The sequence below is a fragment of the Deefgea sp. CFH1-16 genome (genome assembly GCF_016881365.1).
Taxonomy (GTDB): Bacteria; Pseudomonadota; Gammaproteobacteria; order Burkholderiales; family Chitinibacteraceae; genus Deefgea.
Map to the genome: position 1 here is coordinate 2,095,656 of NZ_WLYT01000001.1, position 14,717 is coordinate 2,110,372.

General features: G+C 46.7%; 17 protein-coding genes and 2 pseudogenes. 14 read left to right on the forward strand and 5 right to left on the reverse strand.

All coding sequences use genetic code 11. The features are described from left to right. The first annotated feature begins 6 nt into the window (after window positions 1-6). The 6 genes and pseudogenes from GKO28_RS11510 (at window position 7) to aroB (ending at window position 5,499) form a co-directional block, all read left to right on the forward strand. Window positions 7-576 carry a PilN domain-containing protein gene (locus tag GKO28_RS11510; RefSeq protein ID WP_247646509.1) on the forward strand — a complete coding sequence of 190 codons (570 nt, stop codon included), beginning with the start codon at window positions 7-9 and terminating at the stop codon, window positions 574-576. Continuing rightward, entirely contained in the window at window positions 573-1,202 is a 630-nt protein-coding gene (locus tag GKO28_RS11515; RefSeq protein ID WP_173533202.1) for a type 4a pilus biogenesis protein PilO, read from the forward strand. Before GKO28_RS11510 ends, GKO28_RS11515 begins: the two co-directional genes overlap by 4 nt. A gap of 21 nt (window positions 1,203-1,223) precedes the next feature. Continuing rightward, window positions 1,224-1,748 (forward strand): pilus assembly protein PilP, encoded by a 525-nt coding sequence (locus tag GKO28_RS11520; protein WP_173533203.1) that lies wholly within the window; start codon window positions 1,224-1,226, stop codon window positions 1,746-1,748. Next, complete coding sequence (gene pilQ / locus GKO28_RS11525; protein ID WP_203564114.1) at window positions 1,745-3,829, forward strand: type IV pilus secretin PilQ; 2,085 nt, start codon at window positions 1,745-1,747, stop codon at window positions 3,827-3,829. Before GKO28_RS11520 ends, pilQ begins: the two co-directional genes overlap by 4 nt. Window positions 3,830-3,896: 67 nt before the next feature. After that, a complete protein-coding gene (locus GKO28_RS11530) occupies window positions 3,897-4,412 on the forward strand; it encodes a shikimate kinase (RefSeq protein ID WP_247646510.1) in 516 nt (171 codons plus the stop codon). Continuing rightward, window positions 4,412-5,499: pseudogene (gene aroB, locus GKO28_RS11535) on the forward strand (3-dehydroquinate synthase). The gene GKO28_RS11530 and the pseudogene aroB overlap by 1 nt, the downstream one beginning before the upstream one ends. Here the strand turns inward: aroB and GKO28_RS11540 are convergent. After that, entirely contained in the window at window positions 5,430-6,092 is a 663-nt protein-coding gene (locus tag GKO28_RS11540) for a YhjD/YihY/BrkB family envelope integrity protein (protein ID WP_307839101.1), read from the reverse strand. The pseudogene aroB and the gene GKO28_RS11540 sit on opposite strands and share 70 nt — an antisense overlap. Further along, entirely contained in the window at window positions 6,031-6,660 is a 630-nt protein-coding gene (locus GKO28_RS11545) for a YihY family inner membrane protein (protein WP_182076348.1), read from the reverse strand. Before GKO28_RS11545 ends, GKO28_RS11540 begins: the two co-directional genes overlap by 62 nt. A 74-nt stretch (window positions 6,661-6,734) precedes the next feature. On the opposite strand from GKO28_RS11545, the gene wrbA reads away from it, so the two are divergent. Together wrbA and GKO28_RS11555 are read left to right on the forward strand one after the other, a co-directional pair. Beyond that, entirely contained in the window at window positions 6,735-7,337 is a 603-nt protein-coding gene (gene wrbA, locus GKO28_RS11550) for an NAD(P)H:quinone oxidoreductase (protein WP_182076349.1), read from the forward strand. Next, a complete protein-coding gene (locus GKO28_RS11555; RefSeq protein WP_182076350.1) occupies window positions 7,334-7,705 on the forward strand; it encodes a DUF2069 domain-containing protein in 372 nt (123 codons plus the stop codon). The genes wrbA and GKO28_RS11555 overlap by 4 nt, the downstream gene beginning before the upstream one ends. A 370-nt stretch (window positions 7,706-8,075) precedes the next feature. Here GKO28_RS11555 and GKO28_RS11560 read toward each other — a convergent pair. Beyond that, window positions 8,076-9,881 (reverse strand): annotated as a pseudogene (locus tag GKO28_RS11560) (2-isopropylmalate synthase). A 127-nt stretch (window positions 9,882-10,008) separates the two neighbouring features. Further along, window positions 10,009-10,785: a CDP-diacylglycerol--serine O-phosphatidyltransferase gene (gene pssA / locus GKO28_RS11565; RefSeq protein ID WP_182076351.1), complete on the reverse strand. Its 777-nt coding sequence runs from the start codon at window positions 10,783-10,785 to the stop codon at window positions 10,009-10,011. Window positions 10,786-10,900: 115 nt separating this feature from the next. Between pssA and GKO28_RS19970 the strand changes: the two genes are divergently transcribed. The 6 genes from GKO28_RS19970 to GKO28_RS11590 all read left to right on the forward strand — a co-directional run bounded on the left by GKO28_RS19970 (window position 10,901) and on the right by GKO28_RS11590 (window position 13,465). Beyond that, a complete protein-coding gene (locus GKO28_RS19970; protein WP_247646511.1) occupies window positions 10,901-11,116 on the forward strand; it encodes a hypothetical protein in 216 nt (71 codons plus the stop codon). 35 nt (window positions 11,117-11,151) lie between these two features. Then, window positions 11,152-11,745, forward strand: coding sequence for an archaetidylserine decarboxylase (gene asd, locus GKO28_RS11570; protein WP_247646776.1), 594 nt, complete (start codon window positions 11,152-11,154; stop codon window positions 11,743-11,745). Window positions 11,746-11,965: 220 nt separating this feature from the next. Beyond that, window positions 11,966-12,124 carry a hypothetical protein gene (locus GKO28_RS11575; protein ID WP_182076352.1) on the forward strand — a complete coding sequence of 53 codons (159 nt, stop codon included), beginning with the start codon at window positions 11,966-11,968 and terminating at the stop codon, window positions 12,122-12,124. 119 nt (window positions 12,125-12,243) lie between these two features. Beyond that, window positions 12,244-12,618: a hypothetical protein gene (locus GKO28_RS11580; RefSeq protein ID WP_182076353.1), complete on the forward strand. Its 375-nt coding sequence runs from the start codon at window positions 12,244-12,246 to the stop codon at window positions 12,616-12,618. Next, complete coding sequence (locus GKO28_RS11585) at window positions 12,593-12,769, forward strand: hypothetical protein (RefSeq protein WP_182076354.1); 177 nt, start codon at window positions 12,593-12,595, stop codon at window positions 12,767-12,769. Before GKO28_RS11580 ends, GKO28_RS11585 begins: the two co-directional genes overlap by 26 nt. A 228-nt stretch (window positions 12,770-12,997) precedes the next feature. Continuing rightward, a complete protein-coding gene (locus tag GKO28_RS11590) occupies window positions 12,998-13,465 on the forward strand; it encodes a hypothetical protein (RefSeq protein WP_182076355.1) in 468 nt (155 codons plus the stop codon). Between the two features lie 210 nt (window positions 13,466-13,675). On the opposite strand, the gene ilvC is transcribed toward GKO28_RS11590, so the two are convergent. Next, window positions 13,676-14,692 (reverse strand): ketol-acid reductoisomerase, encoded by a 1,017-nt coding sequence (ilvC, locus tag GKO28_RS11595; protein ID WP_182076356.1) that lies wholly within the window; start codon window positions 14,690-14,692, stop codon window positions 13,676-13,678. Between the last annotated feature and the right edge of the window lie 25 nt (window positions 14,693-14,717).

Below are 14,717 nucleotides of genomic sequence, written 5' to 3' on the forward strand. Positions count from 1 at the left end.
AATTTATTGCCACATCGCGAACAAAAGCGTGCGGCACGGCAGCGGCAATATGTGTCAATGTTGATTATGTCTTTTTTGCTGGCAGTGGTAATACTCGCTGGTTATATGGTGCTTTCAGCAAAAGTAGATATTCAAAATGGACGTAATCACTTTTTGACCGAAGAAAACGCCAAGCTCGATCGAGAAATAGCAGAAATTGACAAATTAAAAACCGAGAAACAAGCTTTGCTTGATCGGAAAAAAATTGTTGAGCGTTTGCAATCTAATCGAACAGAAACAGTTCATTTACTTGATCAGTTAACACGACAAGTGCCTGAGGGTGTCTATTTGAAAGAGGTTAAGCAAACCAATGAGCAATTGGTATTAACCGGCTACGCGCAATCTAATGCGCGCGTGTCAACATTAATGCGCAATTTAAACGATTCTCCTATTTTTGAGCAGCCACTGTTGATCGAAGTAAAATCAGCTTCTGTAGGTAATCAAAGATTATCTGACTTCACATTAAACATAAAATTAACACGAGTTGATGAGCCAGCAGAAAACACAGCTAGCTCAGTGAAGAGAGGCCAGCAATGACATTGGATGATTTAAGAAATTTAGATCCAAAAGATGCAGGGAATTGGCCAATACAGGTTCAGTTAGGCTCATTGATCGTCGTATTAGTTTTAACAATTGCTGCAGGTTATTTTTATGTTTGGAGCGCTCAGGTTGAAGAACTGGATGCGGGGCAAGCAACAGAAGTTCAATTAAAAACTGAATTTATTGATAAGAAAAAACGAGCCATTAATCTTGCTGAATACAAGCAGCAGTTGTTAGAAATTCAACAATCGTTTGGTGCTTTACTCAAGCAATTGCCAAATCGCTCTGAAATGGAAACATTGCTGACTGAGATAAATCAAGCAGGTGTAGGGCGTGGTTTATTGTTTGAACTATTCAAACCTGGCCTTGAGATAAAAACAGCTGAATTTGTCGAAGCACCGATCTCAATTAAAGTCACTGGTAGCTATCATGATCTAGCTGCTTTTGTGAGTGATATTGCGCAGCTTTCACGAATTGTGATTTTAAGTGATATTAAATTAAGCACTTCAAAAGATCAGCTGCTGACCATGGAAGCGACAATCAAAACTTATCGCGCATTGGATGAGGCTGAACTACAAGCGATTCGTCAGGCTGAAGCTGAAGCGCGTAAAAAGAAAAAATAAAGGTCTATCGGAGAAAATATTGTGAAAAGATGGCTCCTTTATGTATTGTTGCTAACGGGATTAACCGGCTGTTTTGGCGATGAACATAGTGATTTAAAAGAATGGATGGTCGAACAATCAAAAGGCTTGCGAGGAAAAATAGAGCCCTTGCCTGAGGCAAAGGTATATATTGCATTTCCTTATGAGGCTTTTGAAATCGCTGATCCATTTCGAACTAGTAAAATGGAATTGGCTAAAAAGACCAATGGTAGCGGTTTAGCGCCGAATATGAATCGTGTAAAAGAGGTTTTAGAAAATTACGACCTTGAAAAACTACGCATGGTTGGGACTTTACAACAAGGTGCCGCAGTACAAGCGCTAATTCGTGCGCCTGATGGTAATTTGTATCGAGTTAAGCAAGGTAGTTATATGGGGCAAAATTTTGGCATGGTCGCTAAAGTGTCAGAAACTGAAATTACATTAAAAGAAATTGTTGAAGACAGTGGTGGCGATTGGGTAGAGCGAACGACTGTCTTGGGCTTGGATGATGCGGAGCAGAAAAAATGAAAATGAATAAGAGCCTAGCGCGTTTAAGCTATTTTGCTTTATGTTTGTTAACGCCATTTGCACTTGCAATCGACGCGGCCAATATCACCAATGTTGAAGTCAGCAACGTCAGTGCCGATAAGCAAATTATTAAAGTCACCTTTAATAGTGCGCCACCAACACCAACCAGCTTCTCTGTGAATACGCCGCCTCGGATTGCATTTGATTTTGCCAATACCGCAAATCAAACTGGGAAGAATGTTTATCCAGTCAATGGTGCCGCATTGCGCTCGGTAAATGTTGCCGAAGGTACCGGTCGCACTCGCTTAGTGTTTAATTTGCAAAAACAAGCCAGTTATGAAACCAGCGTTGAAGGCAATTCCTATTTGATTACGGTTGATGCAGCAGCCGCTGCAAATACCGCCGTCAATAGCGCACCTGTTCGGAGTAATACGCAGTTTTCAGATGCGAAATCCACCAGCAAAGCAGAAGGAATTCAAGCGATTGATTTTCGACGTGGTTCAGCCGGTGAAGGTAAAGTTATTATTGATTTATCCAGCCCTAATGTTGGTATTGATATTCGCCAACAAGGTAAAAATCTAGTGGTTGATTTTTCAAAAGCGGGCTTGCCAAAAAATCTAGAGCGTCAGCTTGACGTGACTGACTTTGGCACGCCAATTCAGAAAATCGAAACGCATGCGCAGGGCGACTCAGTCAAAATGCTGATTGAGCCTAAGGGCAATTGGGAATACTCGGCTTATCAAACAGAAAATCGCTTTGTTGTTGAAGTACGTGATGCCAGCGCCAATAAGGATAAAGTAGCCAGTAAAGCGAATTACAAAGGTGAGAAATTATCTTTGAATTTCCAAAATGTTGAAGTGCGTACGGTATTGCAGGTGATCGCAGAGTTTACGGGGTTAAATATTATTACCAGTGACTCGGTGGGTGGTGCATTAACCTTGCGATTAAAAGACGTGCCTTGGGATCAAGCGCTGGATATTATTTTGCAAGCCAAAGGGCTTGATCAACGCAAAACCGGCAATGTGATGTGGATTGCGCCACGGGATGAATTGGCGGCGAAAGAAAAATCAGAATTAGAAAATCGTAAACAAATTTCTGAATTAGAACCAACTCGTACTGAATATTTCCAATTGAAATATCATAAAGCCGATGCGTTGAAAACGATTTTAAGTGATGAAAAACAGAAAATCCTTTCGCCACGCGGTTCTGCGGTCATTGATCCACGTACCAATCAAGTGGTGGTGCAAGACATTCCATCTAAGCTTGAGCAAATTCGTGAGTTGTTGACCAAAATTGACATCCCAGTGCGGCAAGTGATGATTGAGGCACGGATTGTTGAGGCTGAAGACGGTTTTCAACGTGAACTTGGGGTGAAGTTGCATGGTTTATATGCCAAAGGCGATACGGCGTTTGGCGGTAATTTAACCAGCAAAGACTATACCAGTCCAGGTGGCTCTACGTTCCCGGGTCCTGCCGTTGGTGGTAATGTACCTTCGGTAAGTTTGCCTGCCGCAGGGATTGGTGGTTTTAATCCGGGCTCAATTGCCATGTTGATTGCCGGTTCTGATGGTATTTTGGGTCTGGAATTGAGTGCATTAGAGCAAGATGGCAAGTTGAAAATCGTTTCCAGCCCGCGCTTGGTGACTGCTGATCAAGTTGAGGCGGTGATTGAAGATGGTCAAGAAATTCCATATTCGACTTCATCGCAAAATGGCGCCACTACGGTTGAGTTTAAAAAAGCGACGTTGTCATTAAAAGTTACGCCACAAATTACGCCAGATGGCAGCGTATTTATGGATGTGCACGTGAATAAAGACAGCCGAGGAACCGAAACCTTAAATGGCCCAGCGATTAATACTAAGCAAATCAAAACCAAAGTTTTGGTTGAAAGTGGCGGCACCGTGGTGATTGGTGGTATTTATATTGAAAATACCGGCAATACGATTACGCAAGTGCCACTCTTGGGTGATATTCCGATGTTGGGTAATTTGTTTAAAAATCGATCTACCAAGAAAGAGCGTCGTGAGTTGTTAATTTTCTTGACGCCTCGGGTATTAGAATCAGATCTAACGCTGCGATAATCTAGCAACGTAGCGAGGTGATGGCTCGCTAAGGGGCTTAGATTCAAGTAAAATGCCTGGCATGAGAATGCCAGGCAATTTTTATTTAGTCGGCCTAATGGGGGCTGGCAAAACGACCGTGGGGCGTGCCCTTGCGCGTGCAACCCAGAAAACTTTCTATGATTCGGATCATGAAATCGAAGCGCGAACAGGCGCTCGTATTCCTATGATTTTTGAAATCGAAGGAGAGAGTGGGTTTCGTGAGCGAGAAGCAGAGACCATCGCCGAGCTTTCCAAATTACAAGGCATTGTATTGGGAACCGGTGGTGGCGCGATCTTAAACCCAATTAACCGGAATCATTTACGGCGTAATGGCTATGTGATTTATTTGCGCGCTAGCCCTGAAGAGCTGTATTCACGCACTTGCCACGATAAAAATCGGCCTTTATTACAAACGGCAGATCCCTTAGGCAAACTCAAAGAACTCTACGAACAACGCGATCCGCTGTATCGCGAAGTGGCCGATCTGGTGATTGATACCAGCCAACAAACTGTAAATACCCTTTTGCAATTACTGCTAAAAGAATTGGAGCGTCAGGCATGATCCGTAATGTACACGTTGATATTGACCACGCTCCGTATTCGATTTTGATCGGCGAAGGTTTGCTTCAGTCTGTTGAGCCACTGCTTGCATTGCTTGCGCAAAAGCGCGTTGCCATTGTCACCAATGAGACCATTGCACCGTTGTACTTGGCGGGTTTAGTGGCTCAATTAGAAGCGGCTGGCGTTGAATGTCAGTCGATCATTCTGCCAGATGGTGAAAAATATAAAACTTGGGACAGTTTAAATTTAATTTTTGATGCGTTATTAACTGCACGTGCCGAGCGCAAAACAACCCTAGTCGCCTTAGGTGGTGGCGTTATTGGTGATATGACCGGCTTTGCAGCTGCGGTCTATCAGCGCGGCGTGCCGTTTATTCAAATTCCAACGACGCTACTGGCTCAGGTTGATTCATCGGTCGGTGGTAAAACCGCGATTAATCATCCTTTGGGTAAAAATATGCTGGGCGCGTTTTATCAGCCCAAGCTGGTACTCGCAGATTTAAGTACGCTAGCGACTTTGCCGCAGCGCGAGTTTTCCGCAGGCATGGCCGAAGTCATTAAGTATGGCTTGATTGACGATCTAGAATTTCTCGTTTGGCTTGAAGAAAACATCGATGCTTTAATGGCGCGTGATGTGGATTTAATCGCCTATGCCGTTGAACGCTGCTGCCAAATAAAGCGCGAATTGTGGCTGCCGATGAAAAAGAAACCGGTCAGCGCGCCTTACTCAATTTAGGTCATACCTTTGGCCATGCCATTGAAGCGGGTTTGGGTTATGGCGTTTGGCTGCACGGCGAAGCCCGTGCCGCGGGGATGGTGCTCGCAGCGCATGCTTCGCGCGCATTAGGGCATTTGCAAGCCGCTGACGTGGATCGCGTGATCAATCTATTGCAACGAGCCGGTTTGCCGGTAGTTTCTCCGGCTTTGGGTGGCGAGCGTTATAAAGCTTTAATGGCGCAAGATAAAAAAGTCGACGCTGGTCGAATTAAATTTATCTTGCTGCGCCAATTGGGTGAAGCTTATATCGGTGAATTACCCGAGATCGCGATTGATACCGCGCTGCTAGCAGGTTGTGAATCTAGCAAATAATCTGCAAGCGATAGATCTAAAGCCGAGCGGGCTAATTCTAGATGCGATTCTAGCCCGCTATCGACTTCACTATTGAGTGGACTTACCACCAATTCAAATACCGTTAGCAAACTAATTCGCTCGCTGCTACACGCTAAAATCCATTCACCATCCCGAGTTGACTCAACCCATTGTTTAGCGGTCATTTGCTCTAATAATTGCTGTGTGGCATCGATGCCTAGCTCAACTTTGCGGCGTAATTGATCGATGTGCAGTACTTCACCATTTTGATGGGCGCGGGCTAAGGCGGCTAAAATCTGTACCGCTTGCTCAAAGCGCGTGCCGTGATGATTATCCCAGCGCCAGCCATTGCCATGCCAATACGATAAGCTCGCAGACAAGACCGCCCCCGCCAAAATCAATACCCAGCACAAATACAACCACATCAAAAAGATCGGAAAGCTAGCAAAAGTGCCGTAAACCAAGTTGTATGTGGTGAATTGCTTGATATACAAACCAAACAGCATCTTCATCAATTCGAGGCACGCGCTACTAAACAGTGCCGCAATTAGGGCGTGCGAACGTGGGACAAAGCAATTGGGAGAGCGTGAGATACAGTAATCCCAAAGTAATAAACATCAGCAGCCATGAAGATATCTGCAACATGGGGATGTTGAGTCCACCTAGGCCCGAATTTTGTGATATCCAGCTGGTGAGTGACAAACTTAAACCAATTAAAATGGGCGCTAAAGTGAGTGCGGCCCAATAAGTGAGCGTGCGAGACAGTAGTTTTCTGGGGCGTTTAACGCGCCAAATAGAATTAAACGTTTTCTCAATGGTAAACATCATCAATAGCGCCGTGGCCAATAAGCCAATCATGCCCATGGTGGTGAGACTATCGGCATTGGCGGCAAATTGGCGCATATACACCCCAATCACTTTGCCGGAGGCTTCGGGCACTAAGTTATTGAGGATAAAACCGCGAAATTTACCCACATTGATGCTGAACATCGGAAAAGCCGAAATCAGCGTAATCGCGATAGTAAACAGCGGCACTACCGCCAGCAAAGTGGTAAATGTCAGGCTACCGGCGGTTTCTAGGCAACGATCATTGAGTAGACGTTGACCGACGAAGCGAGAAAAAACCGCTAATTCGGGCCAATTGCGGGAAAGTGTTAGCAAAATTCATAGCAGACAACGATAAGAAGCGAATCCCATTATAATAGCGCATCCTGAAAGCCGCCCCTGTAAAGATCATGACTGAAATCCTTGTTTTGTATTACTCAACCCACGGTGCTACGCGTCAGATGGCGCAGCTGATTGCACGTGGCATTGAAGCAACTGCTGGCTGTTCTGCGCGGTTACGCACTGTGCCGCGGATCTCGACAGTGTGTGAAGCCACCGAGTCTGATATTCCAACTACAGGGGCGCCGTATGTCACGCTCGACGATTTACTTGAGTGTGATGGCCTTGCGTTAGGTAGCCCGACCCGTTTTGGCAATATGGCGGCACCGATGAAATATTTTTGGGATTCGACCATTGCCGATTGGCTCAAAGGCACTTTGATCGGCAAACCGGCTTCGGTCTTTACCAGCTCCGGTACATTGCACGGTGGCAATGAATCTACATTACTGACGATGATGTTACCGCTATTGCACCATGGCATGCTGATTGTCGGGACGCCGTATTCAGAAACCGCTTTGATGTCGACCACCACCGGCGGCACACCGTATGGGCCGAGCCATTGGGCTGGGACTGAGTCCAACCAAGCGATTTCCGACTCTGAACGCGTGCTGTGCTTGGCGCAAGGGCGTCGATTGGCCGAGATCGCACTGAAATTAAAAGGAAGAAGTGAATGAAATTAAGTCCCGCCAATTTGCCAGCATTGCAAACCATTACCGTGATTGCCTTGGTGGCGATGATTTTGCTCACCACGGCATGGGAATTATGGCTGGCGCCGCTTAAGCCCGGTGGTTCATGGGTAGTATTAAAAGCGCTGATTTTATTTTTGCCGTTACGCGGTTTATTGCATGGCCGCCGTTATACCTATCAGTGGTACACCATGTTTGTATTGGTGTTTTTTATGGAAGGCGTGATGCGAGCATGGAGTGACCAAGGTTTGTCACAAGTATTGGCAGGGATTCAAGTCGTGCTGACGGTGGTAAGTTTTGTGAGTGCAACCTTATACGCTAAATATTCACGACCGAGCTTATTGGCACAAAATTAATTGGCGGTGGAGTGGGTATATGGCTGAATTGCTTTTCTTTAAACGCCTTTATAAATATACCCATGATTTAGTACTAATTAGGTTTATTGTTTCGGCTTGAGCTGCTGCAAATACACCGCTGGATAGATAGAACAAAGCCCCGCTGGATCGCAGCGGGGCTTTGTAGTTTATGCGTTCGGTTTCTTCAGTTGTGGTTTAGGTTCACCAGACTGAAAGCTTGAGCGCGCGCAATTTGTGATTGCTGCCTCCGCCAATCGATGGGGTGGTATCGATCGGTGCCGTATTTCGCAAATGCTTGTCATTGAGCAGTACCAAAAAGCGTGCTGCTCATCGACAAAAACGTAGTTGATGGCGCGGTAAACGCATCAACTTAAACTGGCTGTGGATGCACCCGATTAATATTGTTGTGGATTTTATTGAGTGCTGAAATATACGCTTTGGCGCTGGCAACAATAATGTCGGTATCTGCGCCTTGGCCGTTGACGATTTTGGCATCCTTCATCAAACGGACCGTCACTTCACCTTGGCTATCCGTGCCCGAGGTGATCGCATTAACCGAATACAGTTGCATTTCTGCGCCACTATTAAAGAGTGATTCAATCGCTTTAAAGGTGGCATCCACCGTACCATCGCCGTGCGCCGTCGCATGACGCTCGATCCCCGCTTCGCTGACCACTAGATCGGCGCTTGGCGTTTCGCCGGTTTCGGAAATCACTTTCAATGAAATCAGTTTGATGTGTTCTTGCTCAATCGAAATCAACTCATCGGACACCAAGGCGTGCAAATCTTCGTCGTAAATTTCGCGTTTTTTATCGGCCAAAGTTTTTAAAGCGCGCAAAAGCGGCATTTAATGCTTCTTCTGATTGCAGCTCAATGCCCAATTCAATCAATTTGGTTTTTAAACGCATTGCGACCAGACAATTTGCCCAAGCTTAAGCGATTCGTGCTCCAGCCGACCGATTCCGCACTCATGATTTCGTAAGTTTCACGGCACTTCAAAATGCCATCTTGGTGAATGCCTGACTCGTGAGCAAAGGCGTTGGCACCGACAATGGCTTTATTCGGTTGCACTGGGTAGCCAGTAATTGTTGACACCAATTTACTGGTTGGCACGATTTGCGTGGCATCGACATTGCATTCAACATTGAAAATATCGCGGCGCGTGCGCGTCGCCATAACGACTTCTTCGAGTGAGGCATTACCAGCACGTTCGCCCAAGCCGTTAATCGTGCATTCAACCTGGCGTGCGCCACCCAAAACCGCCGCCAAAGAGTTAGCCACCGCCATGCCCAAATCGTTGTGGCAATGCGCCGACCAGATGACGCAATCGCCGCCTTTGGTTTTGGCGATCAATTCGCGGAAAAACGCTTCAGTGCGTTGGGGTACGGCGTAGCCGACGGTGTCGGGTACGTTTAATGTTGTTGCGCCAGCTTCGATCACTGCGCCAAAAATCCGCGCCAAAAAGTCGATATCGCTACGCAAGGCGTCTTCAGCCGAAAACTCAACATCATCGGTGTATTCACGCGCCATTTTGACGGCTTTCACTGCGGCTTCAACCACCTGATCTGGCGTCATACGCAACTTGTGTTCCATATGGATCGGGCTGGTGGCGATAAAGGTATGAATGCGGCCGCGTTTGGCATCTTTAATTGCTTCACCCGCCGCGCGTACGTCACGCTCATTGGCGCGCGCCAAAGAGCAGACCGTGCTGTTTTCGATAATGCCAGCGATGGTTTTGATCGCGTCCGCGTCGCCTGGGCTGGCGGCGGCAAAACCAGCTTCAATCACGTCAACGCCGAGTTTTTCCAATTGGCGGGCGATACGGATTTTTTTCTTCTTTGGTCATCGATGCGCCAGGAGACTGCTCACCATCACGCAATGTCGTATCAAAAATCACCAAGCGGTCATTACTGCGTTCAGTCATGCTGTGCTCCTGAGTCTCTGAGGCGGTGGTTTGATCACGGCCCATATAATTTTGGATATTGAATTGCCGGCCTTGCTGACTTGCCAATTGAGCCAGTTTATTCACTTGAGCGAGCGGCAAGCTGCCGCGTTCGCGCCATTTATAAATCGCAGCTCGGGATACCGGATCATCTGGAAAAGCAGCATTAAGCTGATCGGCCAGTGTACTGGGTCCACCAAAATCAGCGATTAGACGGTCGATGTCTAATGACACAGTGTTCTCCTTTGCAGCGATGACTTGAGATTAGCCATATTTAGACTTAGTGTCAAACCTTAGCAATAAAAAAGAGCGACCTGTTGTTTTGGCCGCTCTTTTTTCTACATTTTATTTATCAATTGGACTATTTGTCTAATTTTGTACGTTGTTTTGGACGTTTCATCACAAGCCACAGCCAATACACATAACCTGAGGCGGCGTAGCAGATAAAGAAACTAAACAACACCAAGGCTGGGCGTGATGCGCCGATGAGTAAAATTAAGGTCGCGATCAATAAACTCACAAAGGGCACGGTTTTGCGCATATGTAGCTCTTTAAAGCTCCAGTACGGCACGTTGGACACCATGGTTAAGCCGGCAAACAGCGTAAAGCACAGCGCAGCATAAGGCAGTAGCTCAACCAAGGGCGACAAATCGTCATGGTATTCAATATTGATCCACACCAATCCTGCAACTAAGGCTGCAGCAGCAGGGCTGGGTAGACCTTGAAAAAAACGTTTATCAACCACTTCGATATTGGTATTAAAGCGCGCCAAACGCAGCGCAGCGCCAGCGCAGTAGATAAAGGCCACTGCCCAACCGAGTTTGCCAAAGCCAGACAAACCCCATTCATACATAATTAAAGCCGGAGCGACCCCAAACGACACCATGTCGGACAAGCTATCAAATTGCGCCCCAAATTCAGATTGTGTATGCGTCATTCTAGCAACACGGCCATCCAGGCCATCTAAAATCATCGCCGCAAAAATCGCTAAAGCCGCCGATTCAAACTGGCCATTCATGGCTTGCACTATGGCATAAAAACCAGAAAACAGTGCGGCGAGGGTAAATAAATTGGGTAGCAGGTAAATACTTTGACGGCGCAAAGTTTGTGCGCGGCTTGATGGGGGTTGCAGTTGCATGAAAGCCTCGATTGCATAGCATTTGAGGCGACATTGTAACTGACGTCTCGTGCCATCGGTAGCATGTGGGTAGATACGTTATAATCCGCGCTCTTATTTGTCCTAGGTGACTTTCGTGTCTGAGCGTCTATTTGTACTTTTGCAGCATGTCATCCCCAAATTGGCGTTGACTCGATTGATGGGCTACTTGGCCGGATTACGTGCTGGCAGCCTGACTCACGCAGTGATTACTCGCTTTGTCGCCAAATACCAAGTCAATATGGCCGAAGCGGCCAATCCCGATCCGACTGCGTATGCCACATTCAATGAATTTTTTTTACCCGCGCCTTAAAAGACGGCGCGCGGCCACTGGCCAAAGCGCAACTGCTGTGTACGGTTGACGGGGCAATTAGTCAGTTTGGGCCAATAGAACACGGGCAAATTTATCAAGCCAAAGGCAAGCAATTTACCACTACGGCTTTATTGGCTGGCAATGCGGCGCTGGCCAAGCAATTTGATAGCGGCCTATTTGCCACGATTTATCTCAGCCCAAAAGACTACCACCGCATTCATATGCCATGCCGTGGTCGTTTGTTAGAAATGACTTATGTGCCGGGCGAGTTGTTTTCGGTGAATCCAGCCACAGCGCGCGGCGTCGATGGTTTGTTTGCGCGTAATGAGCGGGTGGTATGCGTGTTTGAAGCCGACAACGGTCAGCCTTTTGTGCAAGTTTTAGTCGGAGCGACCATTGTGGGCAGTATGGCCACCACATGGCACGGCGTGGTTAATCCGCCGCGCAGTAAATCGGTGTGGACTAAAGATTATCGCGATCAGCAAATCGTCCTAGAGCAGGGGGCCGAAATGGGCCGCTTCTTACTGGGTTCAACCGTGGTATTGCTGTTTCCTGAAGGCGATTTGGAATTTAATCCCGACTGGAAAGCGGGCCGCGGTGTGCGCTTAGGCGAGGTGATGGCGGATTGATAGTAAGGGTATAGGTTGCTAGGGTCTGTTGACGTTTGGTTTTCGGTCGCGCTGGCGCGATTTTCGCGGCAGATCAAGGCATTTTATGCGACCAATAACCCGTTATTCGAGCATGAAATAACGCAGAGATGCCGCGAAAAGCGCCCAGCCCTTAGGGTTTGGCTGCGGCTTTTTTTAAATCAAGTCAGCCTGACACTGCGTTGAAAAACGCTTGCATAGAATGACTATGCCACGCGTCTTTCGCCTTGTTTCAGGCCAAAATCAGCACAAACGCGATCCGCAAACCAAACGTCAACAGACCCTAGCCATTATTAAATATGATTTGCTGGCTTATACTGCCGAACTTTCTTTTTATGACTTTCGTTCAGAAATCCAATGATTTCGTAGGCTCGGCTTTAGCCGACGACTCGGGCAATGCCGCCGCTTAAAAGCGGCCCTACAAAAACCTGCTGCAACAGAGTCATAATCAGGATTGTATTAAACGCTTTGGAGCTGAAAATGAATGCGATAAGGGTATTAGGCCAGATTACGATTCCTGAATCGCTCAAGCAAAACCTCGGCGAAATTCGGCAAACACGCAGTTCGGCGTTTGCCGCCAAAGGCGTGATTGAGGTGCATTATTATCCGCAAGGCAATCCCAACTTGCCGACGGGGGATGCGTGGCAGCTGGATGCGGAAAAAACCGCATTTGGCATCGCCTTATTAAATCGTTTGGGCCTTGCCCCCGAATATATGCACGATGCCAATTTGATGGGCTACGCCCAGCTTGATCCGCATACCGATATTGGTTTTTTTGGTGCAAAACGAGCCCGTCGCGTTTTTGCATGTGGTACTGCAAGGCGAGGGCGTGCTGCGAATGACTGGCGCGAGTAATCCACTTGAGCAAGCCACAGCGGTGAGCGAAGGCATGGTCTTTATCCTTAACCCAGAAATCGAACACGCTTTTGGCGATTGCCCAGATATTTTATTTTCAATATCGATGGTTGTGCCCCGCTCGAAGATGGCGGGGCTGACGTTGGTTTGATGCGGATGATGTGCCTGCGTAGGGCAACAATGAGTGAAACGAATTGCGCCGAATCAACGTGGAGCAACAACCCAGTGTGATTCCAGCATTACTCATTTTACAAACAGATGGATTCAATTTACGCAAAAGCCGGTGCAATTCGCTAAAGCTCATTGCACCCTACGACTGCATCGTATTCGGTACGATTGCAGTTAGTCGAAGCTACGATGGTTTTTTTGAGGAGAATAAATGAGTTCAATCAAAATAGGGTGTAGTGCTGGTACTTCTATTCGGCACAATACGCATATTATTATGGCCTCTTTTTTACTATCAGCATTGCTTGCTTATGCTCATTACCAATATGGCTTTAAGTTTGCGCTACTTTTTGTGGCTATAAATCTGCTTGGTCTTTTAATTCATTTGGCAAGTAAAATTGAGTGTACTTTTGATGCTGAATTAAATGCTCTTTTCTTAGAAAAATCTATTTTTGCTTGGCGAATGGCGAGTGAAAAAACGATGCCTGTTTCTGATTTTTCTTATGTTTATGTGAAAGAGGGACGTTATGGTTATGAGCTTACTTTGTTTAGCACGATCCGCGACGAGTTGGTTTTATTTAATGTCGAGGCGGAGAAGGCTGAGTTTGAGGCGCAAAGAGTAGCGGGCATTTTAAATATCATGAATAAAGGTGTATTGAGCTCAAAAGGTTTTTCTCATTAGCGCCGTATAGTATAAGGCGCTGTGATTTGAGAAAAAATATACAGATTGATATCAATAGATGAATAAAAAACCGGCGCGAAGCCGGTTTTTTATTTGATCCATCATTTAAGCGAGCGAAATGCGATAGGGCGCGAAGCTAGCGGCGACGTGTACGAGTAGTACACGAGCCGCGCAGCGACAAAGCTTTATCGCGTTGCAGCCGCTTAAAAATTAGTTCTTAGTTTGGTCAACGATTTTGTTCGCTTGAATCCAAGGCATCATTGAGCGCAATTTGTTACCTACTACTTCAATGCCGTGTGCAGCGTTGTTGCGGCGCGCTGCAGTCATTGATGCGTAGTTGGTTTGGCCTTCCAAGATGAATTGTTTCGCGTATTCGCCAGACTGAATGTTTTTCAGTGCTTGACGCATTGCCTTGCGAGATTCTTCGTTAATAACTTGTGGGCCAGTCACGTACTCGCCGTATTCAGCGTTGTTCGAGATTGAGTAGTTCATGTTGGCGATACCGCCTTCGAACATCAAATCAACAATCAATTTCAATTCGTGCAAGCACTCAAAGTACGCCATTTCTGGCTCGTAACCAGCTTCAACCAAAGTTTCGAAGCCCATTTTTACCAATTCAACTGCGCCGCCACACAATACCGCTTGTTCACCGAACAAGTCAGTTTCAGTTTCGTCTTTGAATGTCGTTTCGATAATACCAGTGCGCCCGCCACCCACGCCTGAAGCGTAAGACATGGCGATTTCCAGCGCTTTGCCTGAAGCATTTTGGTAAACAGCGATCAAATCTGGCACGCCGCCGCCACGCACGAATTCTGAACGTACAGTGTGGCCTGGTGCTTTTGGCGCGATCATGATGACGTCGAGGTCTTTACGTGGCACCACTTGGTTGTAATGAATCGCAAAACCGTGCGCGAAAGCCAATGTGGCACCTTGCTTGATGTTTGGCTCGATTTCGTCTTTGTACAATTTTGATTGGAACTCATCCGGCGTCAAAATCATGACAACATCTGCGCCAGCAACGGCAGTGGCAACGTCAGTCACTTTTAAGCCGTGTGCTTGGGCTTTAGCTACAGTAGCAGAACCCGTGCGCAAACCAACAGTCACATCAACGCCTGAATCTTGCAAGTTGCAAGCGTGAGCGTGGCCTTGTGAACCGTAACCGATGATGGCTACTTTTTTAGATTTGATGATGCTTAAGTCGCAATCTTTATCGTAAGAAACTTTCATTTTATTTCCTTAGTGGTAATAGGTA

Coding starts and splice junctions, on each gene's coding strand:
- GKO28_RS11590 (WP_182076355.1), top strand. CDS start 12,998: ATGAGTTCAATCAAAATAGGGTGTAGTGCTGGTACTTCTATTCGGCAC.
- GKO28_RS11580 (WP_182076353.1), top strand. CDS start 12,244: ATGAATGCGATAAGGGTATTAGGCCAGATTACGATTCCTGAATCGCTC.
- GKO28_RS11555 (WP_182076350.1), top strand. CDS start 7,334: ATGAAATTAAGTCCCGCCAATTTGCCAGCATTGCAAACCATTACCGTG.
- GKO28_RS11575 (WP_182076352.1), top strand. CDS start 11,966: ATGACTATGCCACGCGTCTTTCGCCTTGTTTCAGGCCAAAATCAGCAC.
- GKO28_RS11515 (WP_173533202.1), top strand. CDS start 573: ATGACATTGGATGATTTAAGAAATTTAGATCCAAAAGATGCAGGGAAT.
- ilvC (WP_182076356.1), bottom strand. CDS start 14,692: ATGAAAGTTTCTTACGATAAAGATTGCGACTTAAGCATCATCAAATCT.
- GKO28_RS11530 (WP_247646510.1), top strand. CDS start 3,897: ATGCCAGGCAATTTTTATTTAGTCGGCCTAATGGGGGCTGGCAAAACG.
- pssA (WP_182076351.1), bottom strand. CDS start 10,785: ATGCAACTGCAACCCCCATCAAGCCGCGCACAAACTTTGCGCCGTCAA.
- wrbA (WP_182076349.1), top strand. CDS start 6,735: ATGACTGAAATCCTTGTTTTGTATTACTCAACCCACGGTGCTACGCGT.
- pilQ (WP_203564114.1), top strand. CDS start 1,745: ATGAAAATGAATAAGAGCCTAGCGCGTTTAAGCTATTTTGCTTTATGT.